At 49.3% G+C, this 16,164-nt stretch carries 16 protein-coding genes; all 16 read right to left on the bottom strand.

Going from position 1 to position 16,164, the window contains the following annotated elements; all coding sequences use genetic code 11:
* Window positions 1-840: a pentapeptide repeat-containing protein gene (locus M1D61_RS08280; RefSeq protein ID WP_458122453.1), complete on the bottom strand. Its 840-nt coding sequence runs from the start codon at window positions 838-840 to the stop codon at window positions 1-3.
* A gap of 292 nt (window positions 841-1,132) precedes the next feature.
* Window positions 1,133-1,957 carry a sporulation transcription factor Spo0A gene (gene spo0A, locus M1D61_RS08275; protein WP_458121917.1) on the bottom strand — a complete coding sequence of 275 codons (825 nt, stop codon included), beginning with the start codon at window positions 1,955-1,957 and terminating at the stop codon, window positions 1,133-1,135.
* Between the two features lie 535 nt (window positions 1,958-2,492).
* Window positions 2,493-4,232 (bottom strand): DNA repair protein RecN, encoded by a 1,740-nt coding sequence (recN, locus tag M1D61_RS08270; RefSeq protein ID WP_046214951.1) that lies wholly within the window; start codon window positions 4,230-4,232, stop codon window positions 2,493-2,495.
* A gap of 141 nt (window positions 4,233-4,373) precedes the next feature.
* The gene (ahrC, locus tag M1D61_RS08265; protein ID WP_046214950.1) at window positions 4,374-4,823 is read right to left on the bottom strand and encodes a transcriptional regulator AhrC/ArgR; all 450 of its coding nucleotides are present in this window, start codon (window positions 4,821-4,823) and stop codon (window positions 4,374-4,376) included.
* A gap of 490 nt (window positions 4,824-5,313) precedes the next feature.
* Complete coding sequence (locus tag M1D61_RS08260) at window positions 5,314-6,174, bottom strand: TlyA family RNA methyltransferase (protein WP_458121916.1); 861 nt, start codon at window positions 6,172-6,174, stop codon at window positions 5,314-5,316.
* Window positions 6,175-6,547: 373 nt separating this feature from the next.
* Window positions 6,548-8,449 (bottom strand): 1-deoxy-D-xylulose-5-phosphate synthase, encoded by a 1,902-nt coding sequence (dxs, locus tag M1D61_RS08255; RefSeq protein WP_458122452.1) that lies wholly within the window; start codon window positions 8,447-8,449, stop codon window positions 6,548-6,550.
* A 185-nt stretch (window positions 8,450-8,634) separates the two neighbouring features.
* On the bottom strand, window positions 8,635-9,561 hold the full coding sequence (locus tag M1D61_RS08250) for a polyprenyl synthetase family protein (RefSeq protein ID WP_458121915.1): 927 nt from the start codon (window positions 9,559-9,561) through the stop codon (window positions 8,635-8,637).
* Entirely contained in the window at window positions 9,530-9,790 is a 261-nt protein-coding gene (xseB, locus tag M1D61_RS08245; protein ID WP_046214948.1) for an exodeoxyribonuclease VII small subunit, read from the bottom strand. The genes M1D61_RS08250 and xseB overlap by 32 nt, the downstream gene beginning before the upstream one ends.
* Window positions 9,759-11,144, bottom strand: coding sequence for an exodeoxyribonuclease VII large subunit (xseA, locus tag M1D61_RS08240; RefSeq protein WP_458121914.1), 1,386 nt, complete (start codon window positions 11,142-11,144; stop codon window positions 9,759-9,761). The genes xseB and xseA overlap by 32 nt, the downstream gene beginning before the upstream one ends.
* 13 nt (window positions 11,145-11,157) lie before the next feature.
* Window positions 11,158-12,015, bottom strand: a complete 858-nt coding sequence (gene folD / locus M1D61_RS08235; RefSeq protein ID WP_458121913.1) for a bifunctional methylenetetrahydrofolate dehydrogenase/methenyltetrahydrofolate cyclohydrolase FolD — start codon at window positions 12,013-12,015, stop codon at window positions 11,158-11,160.
* A gap of 130 nt (window positions 12,016-12,145) precedes the next feature.
* Complete coding sequence (nusB, locus tag M1D61_RS08230; RefSeq protein ID WP_458121912.1) at window positions 12,146-12,598, bottom strand: transcription antitermination factor NusB; 453 nt, start codon at window positions 12,596-12,598, stop codon at window positions 12,146-12,148.
* 264 nt (window positions 12,599-12,862) lie between these two features.
* Window positions 12,863-13,096, bottom strand: a complete 234-nt coding sequence (locus M1D61_RS08225; protein WP_046214944.1) for a DUF2273 domain-containing protein — start codon at window positions 13,094-13,096, stop codon at window positions 12,863-12,865.
* Between the two features lie 15 nt (window positions 13,097-13,111).
* The gene (amaP, locus tag M1D61_RS08220; RefSeq protein WP_046214943.1) at window positions 13,112-13,651 is read right to left on the bottom strand and encodes an alkaline shock response membrane anchor protein AmaP; all 540 of its coding nucleotides are present in this window, start codon (window positions 13,649-13,651) and stop codon (window positions 13,112-13,114) included.
* An 82-nt stretch (window positions 13,652-13,733) separates the two neighbouring features.
* Window positions 13,734-14,141 carry an Asp23/Gls24 family envelope stress response protein gene (locus M1D61_RS08215; RefSeq protein ID WP_017815282.1) on the bottom strand — a complete coding sequence of 136 codons (408 nt, stop codon included), beginning with the start codon at window positions 14,139-14,141 and terminating at the stop codon, window positions 13,734-13,736.
* Window positions 14,142-14,203: 62 nt separating this feature from the next.
* A complete protein-coding gene (accC, locus tag M1D61_RS08210) occupies window positions 14,204-15,547 on the bottom strand; it encodes an acetyl-CoA carboxylase biotin carboxylase subunit (protein ID WP_458121911.1) in 1,344 nt (447 codons plus the stop codon).
* 41 nt (window positions 15,548-15,588) lie between these two features.
* Complete coding sequence (gene accB / locus M1D61_RS08205) at window positions 15,589-16,071, bottom strand: acetyl-CoA carboxylase biotin carboxyl carrier protein (protein ID WP_458121910.1); 483 nt, start codon at window positions 16,069-16,071, stop codon at window positions 15,589-15,591.
* Window positions 16,072-16,164: the final 93 nt, after the last annotated feature.

The following is a 16,164-nucleotide window of genomic DNA, read 5'->3' as shown; positions in this document are numbered from 1 at the left end:
TCATTTTGCCTGCCAATGGGCCGGTCGGAGTAGTGCATCCGGCAGGATTGTATTCATATCGCCGAGAGCAGCATTAATCTGAGATTGTGTCAGGAACAGCGTCTCGCGCAAGTCTGTTCCCCGCAGGTCCGTATCTCTCAGATCCGCCCCAATCAAATCCGCTCCGCGCAGATCAGCCTGACGGAGATCAGCGGCAATCAGATAAGCTCCGCGCAGATTCGTACCGATCAGATTGGCAGAACGCAGATTTTTGCCGACCAGGTCGGCTCCACGTTCATAATTACGTGGTTGACCCGAAGCAGTGCGATATCGCCTGCGTGCCTCGGTACGTACCTGCTCACTGCCTTCCGTCAGCAGCCGGTTCACACGCATATGAAGTTCTCCTCTGCCAAGCTGCAGCAGTTCGGCAGGTCTTAAATCGGTCAAAGACAGCAATTCCTGTACCAGCTCAGCCGCTGCCGGATGCAATGCAGCAGCAGCTTCCAGCGTAGACAGCTGTACCAGATACCAGATCAGCTCATGCAGATGCAGCATGACCGGAAAGACTTCGAACATCTCCTGTGCAATATCTTCCTGCCGCCACGACTGTCCACCAAATGTAAACCGGGCAATCTGCTGACCTGCACCAAAGCAGTCATATACCGTACACCCACGAAATCCTTTCTCCCGCAGATTCATATGGATACCGCAGCGGTAATCCTGCTGTAAATGATAACACGGCTGTCCTGCAGCCTTGTCGATACTAAAATCTGCTGAAGCATTAAAAGCAAGTGCCGTGCAGCACAACCCTACACACTGCTCACAATCTGCCCGCAGATGTTCTCTGATCAAGACAGGGATTTCTGCAGAAGCGGAGTCGGTAAATTTACTGTATGTAGAATGCTTGGTAACGCGATTATTGAATTGGGACAAAGATGTCTCCTCCTTTAATATTTTGCATCATCCATTGATAATCCTGAAATTATTCCTATCCGGTTGTTCAATTTTGTTCGACTGGATAACATACATTTCATGGATGGTCTGTCTGTAATGCAAGCAAAAGCGCCCATCCTTTGAAAGATGAACGCTCCTGTCAACGATTCAACCCGTATGGTGACTTGCATAGCTTATTAGCATAAATTGCGATTCCGAATTAATTGGTTACTTTATTCTCAATGCGCAGTTTGTCTGCTACCATTGCGATAAATTCGCTGTTTGTCGGCTTGGATTTGCTGATATTGATCGTATAGCCGAACAGATGGCTGATGCTGTCAATATTGCCTCTTGTCCAGGCTACTTCAATCGCATGTCGAATGGCCCGTTCCACGCGGGATGGAGTCGTTTTGAATTTTTCGGCAATGGCCGGGTACAATGTTTTCGTGATCGAACCTAGAATCTCGATATTATTATACACCATCGTGATTGCTTCACGTAGATACTGATAGCCTTTAATATGAGCCGGAACACCAATTTCGTGGATGATTGCCGTGATACTGGCATCGAGGTTACGGGTTTTTGGCGGTGATGACATCGACGATTTGTTCATCAAATTGTTATTGCCGGCAGACTGCATAGTACCGCCACCGGTTGTAAGCGGCTGCCCAACCAGCTGACGAACCCGGCTTACCAGCACTTCCATATCAAACGGTTTCAGGATGTAATACGACGCACCAAGCTGCACTGCACGCTGGGTAATATTCTCCTGACCAAATGCTGTCAGCATAATTACTTTCGGAGCCGGATTCAGATTCATATCACGCAGGCGTTCCAGGACACCAAGTCCATCCAGATGCGGCATAATAATATCCAGAATGAGCACATCCGGCAGCTCAGGCAGCTGTTCTACCGTCTTCAGTACCTCTTCTCCGTTAAAAGCAACACCAGCCACTTCCATATCTTCCTGGCCTGAAATATACTCGGCCAACATATTGGTAAATTCACGATTATCATCAGCCAGTAATACTCGAATATTAGACATCAAAAATTCCCCCTTGGGTCATTGGTTAAAATCAGCATCATTTATTAGGAGCTATACACGATCATTTCTCACCATTGATTTAGCTTTTTATCATGTCTTTTATAATTTTCGACATTTTTATTATAATCCCTTCTGTCGAAAATAAAAATCGGGTTTTTTTACCATATTTTCTAAAATAAATTGAATTTACAAAACTTTCTGAATGATTATTCTAACATAAGTATCTTTATAAACGCATTCCAACCTGATTTTACTATAATAACATTTCATTTTAGGCAGTAGTTTTATGATCTCTGTACCATTTTTACGGTACTTTTGTGCAGGAGTACTCATCATTTGTGGCATACCTATGCAAGGTATTCTCCTCATCCGTCTTTGCCTATGTAATCAAAAAGGAGAGCTTACATCAAGCTCTCCTGCGTTACTGCTTTCAAATAGCCTATATTATAGTTACCTCAGCTGAATAAATCCATTACACGAGGTTACACACTCTCCTGTAGCCGTGTTAATATCCATACTTAAGCTGTCTTCGTTATTAATGAACCGCATAGGAGGAATCATCTTTGCGTGCTTCTGCCAATTTGAGCATCTCATGCGCATGATGATTTGTTTTCTCGGTAATTTCGACGCCTCCCAGCATACGTGCCAGTTCGTCGACCCGGCCATCTTCATGCAGGGAGACGACACGGGTAGCTGTACGATCTCCGACAATCTGTTTCTCGATCAGATACTGATGATCTGCCATACACGCCACCTGCGGAAGGTGAGTAATCGAGAACACCTGACATTCTGACGATAGCTTGAACAGTTTCTCCGCAATCGATTGAGCTGCGCGTCCACTGACGCCGGTATCCACTTCGTCAAATACAAGTACAGGTACCTGATCATGACGGGCAAAGATACTTTTAAGTGCCAGCATAATACGTGACAGCTCACCTCCGGAAGCAATCTTGCCCAGCGGACGAAGCGGTTCACCCGGGTTCGGAGAAATTAGGAATTCTGCTGTATCAATACCCTGACGGGTAATGCGAATATTGCGGCCATTCCAGCAGACGCCGTTGGCATCTTCGATATAGGCGATATTCACACGCAGCGAGGTACGCTGCATCTGCAGATCCTTCAGTTCCGCTTCTACCTGTTCGGCCAGCTCCTGAGCGCACTCTCGGCGCAGCTTACTCAGCTTTTCACCGGTCTCCAGCAGCTTGTTGCGCAGCTTGTCCCGTTTGTCGGTGAGCTCCAGCAGGCGCTCATCCTTATTTTCCAACAGATCGGTCTCATGCTGGATCTTCTCGTAGTATTCCAGAATCTGTTCCACGTTCTCGCCGTATTTGCGGCGCAGGCCGGAGATCAGATTCAGGCGGGATTCCACTTCTTCCAGTCGGCCCGGATTGAATTCAATATTCTCCTGATAGCTCCGCAGCTGGTAAATGGCATCTTCCAATTGGTAATAGGCGGACTGCAGCTGTTCCACAATCGGGTCCAGGTTCTTGGAGTCGTAGCGGGATACATCCCCCAGACGGGACAATGCCACACTGAGTGCTCCCATGCTGCCGTCACCGTTAAGATTATGATAGCTGCCGGATACCGCATCCATCATTTTCTCACTGTGTGCAAGGCGCAGACGCTCATCCTGCAGTTCTTCATCTTCCCCTGGCTGCAGATTGGCCGAAGAGATTTCTTCCAGCTGGAAGCGGTACAGATCCATCATCTGATAGGTTTTCTGGCTTGTTTCCTGCAGATCACGCAGTTCACGTTCTACCTTGATATAGGCATTGTACTGCTCATGATATTTCATTTTGACCGGGCCGATCTTGACATCGCCGAATGTATCCAGCAATCCAAGATGGCGTTCCGGCTTCATCAGGGACTGATGCTCATGCTGGCCATGAATGTTAACCAGCTGTTCGCCCACTTCACGAAGCATGGACAGATTGACCAGCTGCCCGTTAATGCGTGCGGTACTTTTGCCATTCACCGTTACTTCACGACGAATAACCAGATGTTCCTCTGCCGTACCCTGGATACCGAGACGGGATAGTGTATCCCATACCGGATGGGTCGCACGCAGTTCAAACAGCGCTTCCATCTCCGCTTTGTCACATCCGTAGCGTACAAGATCCGCTGAGCCTCTTCCGCCTGCAATAAGACCGAGCGCATCGATAATGATGGATTTACCAGCACCGGTCTCACCGCTCAGTACGTGGAATCCTTTATGAAAGTAAACGTCGATTTCTTCAATAACAGCCAGATTTTTAATGCTCAGCATGACCAGCATGGAGCTCACTCCTCTTCGTGTACAAGACTATGGAGCAACGCTTCTAACGAACAGGATCGCATTTCCGGCATCTCAGCAGGCAGTTTGATCCAACCGGCTGTATTGAATTACGACGTCATCTTTCGCAGAGTGATCGGTGACTCAGGAAATGAATCCCATAATCTGTTCGATGACTTTCTGGCTGTCTTCTTCAGTGCGGCAAATGATCAGCATTGTATCATCGCCGGAAAGGGTGCCCATAATCTGTGACCATTCCATGCTGTCGATCAGAGAAGCAATGGAATTGGCTGTACCGGGCAGACACTTCATGACTACCAGATTATTCGTAAAGTCAATTTGCAGGAAATTGTCCACCAGTGCACGTTTGAGCTTTTGCACCGGGTTATAGCGTTGATCCGTTGGTAAAGAATATTTATATCTTCCATCATCCGTTGGAATTTTGATTAATAATAGTTCTTTAATGTCCCGGGATACCGTAGCCTGGGTAACCTGAAAACCTGCCTGACGCAGTGCTTCTACCAGATCATCCTGTGTCTCAATATCCTGATGCGTAATAATTTCTCGAATTTTGATATGTCGCTGTCCCTTCATACAGACCTCCGTTAGTGGTATGCTCTATAGCTAGCATGCAAGTGATTATTGTCATGAACACCTATTCATATCGCTGCCATTCTTATGCAGGCAGATCTATAATTATTCGCTATAATCAAGGTGTATTCCTTTGTATAAATGGAAAATATTGTAGTCCATTTAACGACGTTTAATTCAGCTTCGCACATTATCCTATTGTAACATCCAGAACGGTAAGGTCCAACCCAGAGTGAATATTACTGTCGGGAGGAACGTTCGTTCTCATTATATAGGAATACCTGTTCGTAAATCAATAGCCAAATCAAACTTTAATCGTCAAACTTTTTACAACTCTGTATCTGTACTATGGACGACGCAGCAGCGGCGAAAAGAAGCCTTTTGCCAGCTTGACGCTTAGCAGCAGGCTTCTCCTGTATCTGCTATCCGATTGTTTCAGCTCTGTTCCGGTATGCGCTGAAGCTACAGGCTCTGCATCTGTCTAGCCATTTCCCTACTGGTGCTTGGCTGCGCCGCCTCTAAATGTATGCGAAGCTTCGGCTGCAGTCTGTGCTGAAAGCTGTTCAATATCCAGTGTATCCAGCTGTTCGACCGTGTCGTCCCCTTCACCGGAAGGAAGGTACCAGTGTGCAAGGAATTCAATATTCCCCTCTCCCCCTGTTATCGGCGAGAAAGTCAGGCCTTTTAGTACATATCCCAGTTCACGGGCAAAGGATAATACGGTCAGCAGTACTTCCTGATGAACTTTGGGATCGCGTACCACTCCGGTTTTCCCTACTTTTTCGCGGCCTGCCTCAAACTGAGGCTTGATCAGTGCTGCAATATCCGCCGGTCTGCCGAGCAGTTCCTTGAGCGGAGGCAGCATGAGCCGCAGTGAGATAAACGATACATCAATACTGGCAAAATTGGGCACAGGACCTTCCAGCTGGTCCGGTGTCATATAGCGGAAATTGGTCCGCTCCATCACACATACCTGCGGATGATTGCGCAGCGACCAGTCCAGCTGGTTGTATCCGACATCAATAGCATAGACATACTCTGCGCCATTTTGCAGGGCACAGTCGGTAAATCCACCGGTGGATGAGCCGATATCCAGCATCGTACGCCCGTTCATCTCGATGCCAAAATGCTTGAGTGCCTTTTCCAGCTTGAGTCCGCCGCGGCTGACATACGGGTGTACAGCCCCTTTGACATTCAGCGCTGTATCGCGTGCAATCTTCATGCCCGGCTTTTCCAAACGTTCGGTTCCGGCATAGACCAGGCCCGCCATAACGGCTGCCTTGGCCTTTTCACGGCTCTCATAGTATCCCTGCTCTACGAGCAGTACGTCAACCCGTTCCTTATCGCTTGCCATGGTGAGTAACTCCTACATTCATTTTAATAATAAATCGCCTCCGGATCAGTCCTGCTATGATTATCGTATTTGAATATCTATTCTGTCTATTGTAACGCCAAAGCGAATTGGGCTATTAGTTCAGTCATCTACAACTGACAGAGAAGTTGATCTGATCCATATGATATTCGCTTTTTCGCACTCTCTTTTTACAGTCTGATAGTAATTATACCTGGAGCCGAGACACTCCAACAGCAAACGAAGCGGAAAGAACCCTTCCCGCTTCGTGCATATCTATTCAACTACTGCTCACAGAGAAGTACATATCGTTCACTGTTCTCCCCAAGACAGGAATGCACAGGGAGCCGATGTACTCTCTATAATCACCTTATGCTTATACGGAATTTTTCTGGAAGGTCCAGGCTTTGCCGGGAGCCAGCGCACGCAGGGATGCAGCGATATTTTCCGGTGTTAATCCGGCTTCAGCCTGCTGATCCTTAATACTGCCATGCTCGATAAACTCATCCGGTACACCCATCAGCCCCACTGTGACTTCATGCAGTCCCTGTGCAGCATAGAATTCCAGCACCGCGCTGCCCATGCTGCCTGCCTGGGATACTTCTTCCACAACAAGCATGCGTGTACCTTTGTCCGCCAGTTCCAGCAGCATCTTTTCATCCAGCGGCTTCATGAACCGTGCGTTAATTACCGCTACGTTCATGCCGTCACGTTTAAGTTCCTCCGCCACTTCCATTCCCATCTGTACCATCGGGCCGGACGCCAGAATGGCATAGTTATCGCCCTCACGAACCTTCTCCCAAGTACCGATCGGAATCGGAACAAGCTGCTGATCCATCGCTACACCGAGACCGTTGATACGCGGATAACGGTAAGCGATTGGACCTTCGTTGTAATCCAGCGCCGTTTTCATCATATGGCGCAGTTCATTCTCATCCTTGGGCATCATAATGACCATATTCGGGATATGACGCATGAACGCGATATCATATACGCCCTGATGGGTCTCTCCATCCGCTCCGACGAAGCCGGCACGGTCAATCGCAAACATGACATTGGCATTATGACGGCAAATATCATGTACGATCTGATCATAGGCACGCTGCATGAACGTGGAATAGACCGCATAAACCGGCTTCATTCCTTCCATAGCCAATGCTGCACACATGGTCGCTGCATGCTGCTCGGCAATGCCGACATCAATCATACGATCCGGGAAGCGCTTGGCAAACGGGAACAATCCCGATCCGCCAGGCATCGCTGGTGTAACGGCTACAATACGCTCATCCTGTTCCGCCAGTTCGATCAGTGTCTGACCAAATACTTCGGTGTACATCGGATTGCCCGCAGCCTTGAGCACCTGACCGGATTCGATTTTGTATGGCGTAATACCATGCCACTTGTAAGAATCCGCTTCGGCCGGCAGATAGCCTTTGCCTTTGATAGTCACGATATGGATCAGTACAGGACCGTCCACGTTATCCGCCTGACGGAAAGTCTCCAGCAATTTGGGCAGATCATGTCCGTCGACCGGACCAAAGTAAGTAAAGCCAAGCTCTTCGAACAGCACACCCGATACCATCGCATATTTGAGGGTATCTTTAAGTTTTTCAGCTGTTTTGGCAATTTTGCCACCGATCGCCGGAATCTTTTTGAGCAGCTGTTCCACTTCGTCCTTGGCACGAAGATACCCTTTATCCGAACGGATTTTGCCCAGGTATTTGTGCATGGCACCAACGTTCGGTGCGATGGACATCTCGTTATCGTTCAGTACGACGGTCAGCTTACGCTGTTCGTGACCGATATGGTTCAATGCTTCGAACGCCATACCACCGGTCAGCGCGCCATCACCGATCACGGCAACGACTTTGTTGTCTTCTTTTTTGAAATCACGCGCCAGCGCCATACCCATGGCAGCAGACAGCGATGTGCTGCTGTGACCAGCTTCCCACACATCGTGTTCGCTTTCATTTCGTTTGACAAAGCCGCACAATCCTTTGTATTTACGCAGGGTATCAAAGCGGTCCATGCGTCCGGTCAGAACCTTATGCACATACGCCTGATGTCCTACGTCAAAAATAAACTTGTCTTTGGGACTGTCATACAAGTAATGCAGTGCCAGGGTAAGCTCCACGACCCCGAGATTGGAGGCCAGATGACCGCCGGTTGCCGATAATTTTTCGATCAGAAACTGACGAATCTCTCCTGCCAGTACGGTTAATTGTTCTGTAGTCAGATCTTTGAGATCACTTGGTTGATGAATCTGTGGAAGCAGCACACCATTTCCCCGCTTTCCTTTGGACACATATTTACATCCAAATTGATTTTAATTCAGCTATTCTTCGATATATTATTACTATTCACTATACCACAAGCCGGACTTAATTCGAAATCCTGTCACTTTTATGGAGTGAATGCGGGTGATCTATAGAATAGACGAACCTTCATGGCTATACGTAACCTTTAATGGTCACGTTGCACCAAATAGTCAGCAATTTCCTCCAGCCGACTGGAATCCTGCAGACCGGCCTGCTGCAGCGCTGCCTTGGCACTCGCTGTCAGACGGGCGACTTCCCGCTGCGATTCTTCCAGACCGATGAAGTAAGGATAGGTGACTTTTTGCATTTTGCTGTCACTTTGCGTCTTTTTGCCCAGCTTGGCTTCATCGCCAATCACATCGAGGATATCATCCTGAATCTGAAAAGCAAGCCCGATATCCGAACCGAACTGACGCAATGCAGTCAGCTGTTCTTCTGTCGCTCCGGCTGTACGCGCTCCGGCGGTTAACGAGAACATGAACAAATCAGCCGTCTTGTGCAGATGAATATACTGCAGCTGACTCAGCTCTGTCATCCCCTGCTCGCCTTGCATATCCGCCACCTGACCACCGACCATCCCGCGTGGACCGGCATATTCGGCCAGATCGCTGATGATGGCTACGACAGCTTCTGCCGGTACACCAGCCTGCAGCGCTCCGGCTGCACTGTGAAAAGCATGGGTCAGCAGCGCATCGCCGGCGAGAATCGCCATCGCTTCACCATATACTTTGTGATTGGTCAGTTTGCCGCGGCGGTAATCATCATCATCCATTGCCGGAAGGTCGTCGTGAACGAGTGAATACGTATGCACCATCTCCACGGCGCAGGCGACCGGAGCAGCTGCTTCCCTGCTGCCGCCCAGCGCTTCGGCTGCGGCAATAACAAGTATCGGGCGCAGTCTTTTGCCGCCAGCCATCAGGGAGTAGAGCATCGATTGCTGTAATGTATCCGGCACCTGCCAGCTTTCAGGCAGGGCGTTTTGCAAACGCGATTCCATGTAGGTGGAAATGTCCTGAATATACTGTTTCAGTTCTGGACGATTATTCAATATTTTCACCGCTTTCCGCTGCATCAAAAGGCTTTTTACGCAGTTCGCCGTCTTCCTCCACGATCATCTCTATTTTGCGTTCCACTTCTTCCAGTTTGGAGCCGCATACCTGGGATAGCTTCATTCCCTGTTGGAAAAGATCGATCGCTTTTTCCAGCGGTACATCGCCATGTTCCAGTTCGGAGACGATCTCTTCCAGCCGGTCCATTGCCTGCTCAAAATTAAGCTCCTGTTCCTTCGCTGCCTTTGCCATTATTGTCCGCCTCCTTAATATTTTGTACCTGACAATTCAGTTGTCCATCTTCCAGCTTGACGGTAATTCTGTCCCCGGTTACTACCTGGGAGACTGATTTGACGAGCTGTTCCTGCTGTTCATCGTATACAAGACTGTATCCCCGCGCCATGACTTTGAGCGGGCTCAGGGCATCCAGCTGTTTGAGGCCGAAACCGAGTTTTTGTTGTTTTTGCCGCAGGATCTGCTGCATTCTGAGCTCCAGCTGACGACGAGCCGTATCGGTACGTCTGCGTGCATAGATCAGCTGTTCCTGCGGATTGTGTCCGGCTAGACGCTGATTGTATCTTCCCAGACGGTCGCGCTGAATATGGGCACGCCGCTGAAGACTGCTCGTCAGACGCCGCTCCAGCATATCGAGCCGGGTCATATGCTGCACCAGCTGACGCTGTGGATGCAGCAGTGCCGGTGAACGCTTGAGACGGTTCAGCCGGTCACGCTGACGCTGGGACAGACGCAGCAGTCCCTGCTTGAGCTGACGGCGTACCTGCTGCAGCTGCGCACGCAGTTCGATAATGTTCGGTACAGCCAGCTCGGCTGCAGCCGTAGGCGTGGCTGCACGCAGATCAGCTGCAAAATCGGCGATCGTAAAGTCGGTCTCATGACCGACAGCCGAGATCACCGGAATCTTCGACTCGGCAATTGCTCGCGCTACCATTTCTTCGTTAAACGCCCATAATTCCTCCAGCGATCCGCCGCCGCGTCCGACAATCAGCACATCCGCTTCATCCATTCGGTTCAAATTGCGGATCGCCTTGACGACGGATGGAGCTGCACCTTTACCCTGAACGAGTACTGGATAGACGACAATCCGTACAACCGGATAGCGTCTGCGAATCGTAGTTACAATATCCCGTACCGCGGCTCCGGTTGGTGAAGTGATAACACCGATCGTACGCGGATACTGGGGCAGCGGACGTTTGCGTGCAGAATCAAATAAGCCTTCATGCTCCAGCTTTTGCTTGAGCTGTTCATATGCCAGATAAAGACTGCCGATCCCATCGGGCTGCATCTGTGTCGCATAGAACTGATACTGTCCATCGCGTTCATATACCGAGATGTAACCTTTGGCAATAACGCGGGCGCCTTCTTTGGGAATAAACGGAAGCCGCTGATTATACGAAGAGAACATAATCGACTTGATGCGGCTGCCTTCATCCTTGAGGGTAAAATACATATGTCCGCTGGAATGGTGAGTGAAGTTCGAGATTTCGCCTCTCAGCCATACTTCGGAGAGCAGCGAATCGGACTCCATTTTCATCCGGATATATTTGTTAATCTCCTTGATGGAGTATATACGCTGCTGTTGCTGCATAAGATCCCCTTTCTCAGTTCAGACCATGGGCACGTCTGGCCGCTACCAGCGTGTTCTGCATCAGCATGGTGATCGTCATCGGACCTACGCCGCCCGGAACCGGCGTAATCGGACCGGATACTTCCTTCACACTTTCAAAGTCCACGTCACCTGCGAGCTTGCCGTTGTCCAGACGATTCATGCCCACATCAATGACTACTGCACCCGGCTTGATATAGCTGGCATCCACAAAATTGGCACGACCGATCGCCACCACGAGAATATCCGCCTGGCGGGCGAGTTCTTTCATATTGGTTGTACGGGAATGACACATTGTTACCGTAGCATTCTCACGCTGCAGCAGCAGGGAGACCGGTTTGCCGACGATATTGCTGCGGCCGATTACGACAGCGTGCTTGCCGGACATTTCAATACCGGTACGCTTGATCATCTCGATCACACCCGCCGGTGTACATGGCAGCAGGCTATCGTCGCCGATCACCAGATTGCCCACATTGATCGGATGGAATCCATCCACATCCTTTTCCGGGGAAATGGCATCAATGATCGCTTTCTCCGCAATCTGCTTCGGCAGCGGCAGTTGCACGAGAATGCCGTGAATATTATCCTGGTTGTTCAGCTTGTGAACCATCGCCAGCAGTTCTTCCTGCGAAGTATCTGCAGACAGACGATGTACTTCGGAATAATAGCCCAAATCATGGCAGGCCTTTTCTTTATTGCGCACATAAACGTGTGAAGCCGGATCATCGCCGACAAGAACAACCGCCAGACCTGGCTGGAAGCCCTGTGCTTTCATTTTATCCACTTCCTGCTTGATGTCCTGACGAATCTCCTCGGAAATCTGTTTACCGCTAATGATTGTTGCTGCCATGATAATCGCTCCTTTGTCTGTTCGGAAAATTAATTGTTGATAGGTACCTTATAGGGTCAATCTTACCATCATTCATTTTCAAGCAGCGGGCTATTCTAAGGTGCAAAAACTTTTCGGTAGTTGCAGTTGATCAGCCTTTTTGGGATTTGAGTTTATCCAGATCATGAATCATCTTGCCGAGTACACCGTTGACAAACTTGCCGGATTCTTCAGTTCCAAAATGCTTGGACAGTTCAATTGCTTCGTTGACGGCAACTTTGGCCGGTACGCCTTCGGCAAATACCATTTCATATACTGCCAGACGCAAAATCTGACGGTCGACACGGGACAGACGGCTTACCTGCCAGTTTTGCAAATAATCTACCAAAAGCTGGTCGATCGCTTCCTTGTTCTCCCAGATGCCGCTAATCACATCGATCACATACGTTTTGAGCTGGGCTTCATCTCGCAGTTCAACTTCGGATTCGTTGTCGGCTGCCGCTTCTTCCAGCAGCATCATGATCGCCTCTTCTGCCTTGACCTCATTCATTTCCATCTGGTACAGGCTTTGTACGGTAAGTTCCCGCGCTAATCTTCTTTTCATTACGGTTTATCCTCCTGGTGATTGCGTGATGGGATATATTGCAATATCCGCGCATGAACGCACACCTTGTATTTTTCCGGTCAGGCGGCCAGCGCCTCCCGGTTTATCAAATCTGCTGCCTTTTTTGAGAAAAAGCATCAGTTGTTTTCATGTCCCATATGATTCTCGAACCTGTTTATAGCAACAAAAAAACCTGTCATTCTTCATTCCCGGTGCTGCCTGCTATAAATAAGATTGCAATCCGGGAATGATGTATGACAGGGTTCAACGAAATGGACGCCAGCGGTCCGCCAGCCATTCACTGATCCGCTGCCAGGGAATGGTTGGACCTAACCGGAGATCCCGGTTACGACCGACGATATAACCTATGAACACTAACAATGCAAAGAACAACATATCCCAAAAACCAATGGTTAGATACAGTATACCGCAGCCGATACCGGCCAGTACGCCAAGGATTCGTCCACCGTGAGTGTCCCAGATCGCTTTCCACATCATCAGGAGAACTCCCTTCTACTCCACTCTGCTTTTGAAGGCAGGGGACTGAACGATATTGGCAATATACACAGCGACAGAAGAGACCGGGATACCGGTAATGTCCTCTACCTGTGTCTGAATACTTTTCTGCATTTCTTCCGACAGCCCGGGAATGGAATGTTCTCCATCCACAATGGCCCGGATCATAATCTCAAGACCTGATTCTACCACACGTACGCGTGTTTTGACATCACGTACACCGCGTGTACGCTCAGCCACTTTGAGCGCCATGTTCTCGATCGTCTCCAGTGAAATCTGCACATCCCCAAACTCCGTACGCTGATGAACGGAATTCAGATGACCGCGCTCGGTACGGATAGATACGTAGAAAAAACGGATACTCAGCAGGAATAGGATAACTGCCACCACAATGACAGTTATATAAAGGACCTGCTCATTCCGGTAATCAAGCTCCATCGGCACCTGACCACTGAGCAGCAGGATAGCCAGCACAGATAAAATTCCAATACTCAGGCTGTAAATGAACAATAACAGCCGATCCATGATTTTAGCCAAGAATGTGCAGCCTCCTTACATTATAGTAAACCCCTGACAGTGACGTCGGGGGTTCAGTATTGAGCAGGTTGATGCCGCTCATTTATTTTACGCGTTGTGTAAATTCGGTCTCTTCGATCCGCTCAACGGTCTCCAGATGAACATCGTGAATCTGTACATTCACTTCCACCACATTCAATCCGGTCATCGTCTCGATCGAACGCTTGACGTTGCGCTGAATCTCAGCCGCCACTTCAGGCAGACGGTGTCCGTACTTGATAATGACGGATACATCCACAGCCGCTTCACGCTGTCCCACTTCCACTTTTACACCGCGGGATAGATTTTTGCGGCCGAGCAGCTCAGCGATACCGCCCGCAAAACCTCCGCTCATTCCTGCTACACCGTTCACTTCAATCGTAGCCAGTCCTGCAATCACTTCGATGACTTCCGGGGCAATCTGGATTTCTCCAATATCGGTCCGTTCGAATTCAGTCGGTAATGTGCTCATTTTCTACACCTCCTGCCAAGTAAACTAAATATACCACGTACCCGGTTTATTGACAAACCGGATTACACCTCATTCTCTTCAAGGAACTTGATATCAAAATCACCGCGGACAAACGTCTCATGACTCAGCAGACGCATATGGAACGGGATCGTTGTATGAATGCCTTCGATCGCAAATTCATCGAGCGCACGCTTCATTTTGGCAATCGCCTCATTACGTGTTGGCGCCCATACGATGAGCTTGGCAATCATCGAATCATAATAAGGTGAGATGGTGTAGCCTGGGTATGCACCGCTATCGACACGCACACCAGGACCTCCCGGCGGAAGGTAGAATCCGATTTTACCTGGACTTGGCATAAAGTTGCGCTCAGGGTCTTCCGCATTGATGCGGCACTCGATCGACCAGCCGTTGATTTTTACATCTTCCTGGGTAAAGGAGAGCGGATTGCCTTCGGCAACACGGATCATTTCCTGAATCAGATCCACTCCTGTAACCATCTCTGTTACCGGATGTTCCACCTGGATACGGGTATTCATCTCCATAAAGTAGAACTGGCCATCCTGGCCGAGCAGAAATTCAAGCGTGCCTGCACCGGAGTAGTTAACCGCCTGGGCTGCACGCACTGCCGCAGCGCCCATTTCCGCACGAAGTTCCGGAGACAGTACCGGACAAGGCGCTTCTTCCACCAACTTCTGGCGGCGACGCTGCACGGAGCAATCGCGTTCGCCCAGATGCACGGCATTGCCGTGACGGTCAGCGATAATCTGTACTTCCACGTGCTTCATACCGGTCAGGTATTTCTCCAGATAGACGCCGCCGTTACCGAATGCCTTTTCCGCTTCCTGCTGGGCATTCGTAATTTGTTTGACAAGAGATTCTTCATCTTCTGCAAGACGAATCCCTTTACCGCCACCACCGGCTGTTGCCTTAATGATGACCGGATAACCGATACCGCGTGCGATTTTCACCGCTTCTTCCAGATCTTCGACGATACCGTCGGAGCCCGGGATAACCGGTACGCCAGCTTCCAGCATCGTACGCTTCGCTTCGGACTTGTCACCCATACGGTTGATCGCATCCGGGGATGGTCCGATAAACGTAATATTGCAGGATTCACAGATTTCTGCAAAATCCGCATTTTCTGCGAGGAATCCGTAACCCGGGTGAACCGCATCACATTCGGTCAATGTGGCCACACTCATCAGGTTGGTCAGATTCAGATAACTGTCTTTGGACAGGGTAGGTCCTACACAATAAGCTTCATCCGCAAGACGGACATGCAGTGAATCACGGTCCGCTTCGGAATAAATCGCTACCGTAGAGATGCCGAGTTCACGGCATGCACGGATAATACGAACCGCTATTTCACCGCGGTTCGCGATTAATATTTTCTGAAATTTCATTTTGCCTTTCCTCCTCCGGCCTTATACACGAACAGCACTGATTATTCCGGTTTTACAACGAACAGAGGCTGTCCGTATTCAACGAGCTGCCCATTCTCAGCGAGCACTTCCACGATTGTTCCGTTCACTTCGGCTTCCAGTTCGTTCATCAGCTTCATCGCTTCGATGATACATACTACCGATTTGTGACTTACTTTCTCGCCTACGCCTGTAAACGGTCCTGTCTCAGGAGACGGGGAACGATAGAAAGTTCCGACCATTGGAGACACAATGGTATGTAGGGTCGGATCCACTTCCGGTGCAGCAGCTGCAGGCGCAGCGGATACAGCCGCTTGTGGAGCAGCTGCCGGCTGGCTGACAGGCTGCATTGCAGGTGCAGCAGTTGGAGCCTGTACATAGACCGTCTCTGCTTTGCCCGGCTTGCGGATGACCAGACGGGAGCCTTCATTTTCAATTTCGATTTCCTGTACGGATGTCTCATCCACCAGTTGAATCAGTTCTTTAATTTCGTTTAATTTAAACATCTATTAATTCACTCCTTTGGCTTCGTTGCCTGTAAGCTGAGTATAATGTAAAACACTCAGTTAGGGGTAGTTTCACATAACGCTATGTATTAT

This window comes from Paenibacillus sp. Z6-24 (assembly GCF_054161335.1).
This window is presented reverse-complemented; position numbering and strand designations above follow the sequence as displayed.

Coding starts and splice junctions, on each gene's coding strand:
- nusB (WP_458121912.1), bottom strand. CDS start 12,598: ATGAAAAGAAGATTAGCGCGGGAACTTACCGTACAAAGCCTGTACCAG.
- ahrC (WP_046214950.1), bottom strand. CDS start 4,823: ATGAAGGGACAGCGACATATCAAAATTCGAGAAATTATTACGCATCAG.
- M1D61_RS08250 (WP_458121915.1), bottom strand. CDS start 9,561: ATGCAGCGGAAAGCGGTGAAAATATTGAATAATCGTCCAGAACTGAAA.
- M1D61_RS08225 (WP_046214944.1), bottom strand. CDS start 13,096: ATGATGTGGAAAGCGATCTGGGACACTCACGGTGGACGAATCCTTGGC.
- recN (WP_046214951.1), bottom strand. CDS start 4,232: ATGCTGGTCATGCTGAGCATTAAAAATCTGGCTGTTATTGAAGAAATC.
- xseA (WP_458121914.1), bottom strand. CDS start 11,144: ATGCAGCAACAGCAGCGTATATACTCCATCAAGGAGATTAACAAATAT.
- M1D61_RS08260 (WP_458121916.1), bottom strand. CDS start 6,174: ATGGCAAGCGATAAGGAACGGGTTGACGTACTGCTCGTAGAGCAGGGA.
- spo0A (WP_458121917.1), bottom strand. CDS start 1,957: ATGTCTAATATTCGAGTATTACTGGCTGATGATAATCGTGAATTTACC.
- xseB (WP_046214948.1), bottom strand. CDS start 9,790: ATGGCAAAGGCAGCGAAGGAACAGGAGCTTAATTTTGAGCAGGCAATG.
- folD (WP_458121913.1), bottom strand. CDS start 12,015: ATGGCAGCAACAATCATTAGCGGTAAACAGATTTCCGAGGAGATTCGT.
- accB (WP_458121910.1), bottom strand. CDS start 16,071: ATGTTTAAATTAAACGAAATTAAAGAACTGATTCAACTGGTGGATGAG.
- accC (WP_458121911.1), bottom strand. CDS start 15,547: ATGAAATTTCAGAAAATATTAATCGCGAACCGCGGTGAAATAGCGGTT.
- M1D61_RS08215 (WP_017815282.1), bottom strand. CDS start 14,141: ATGAGCACATTACCGACTGAATTCGAACGGACCGATATTGGAGAAATC.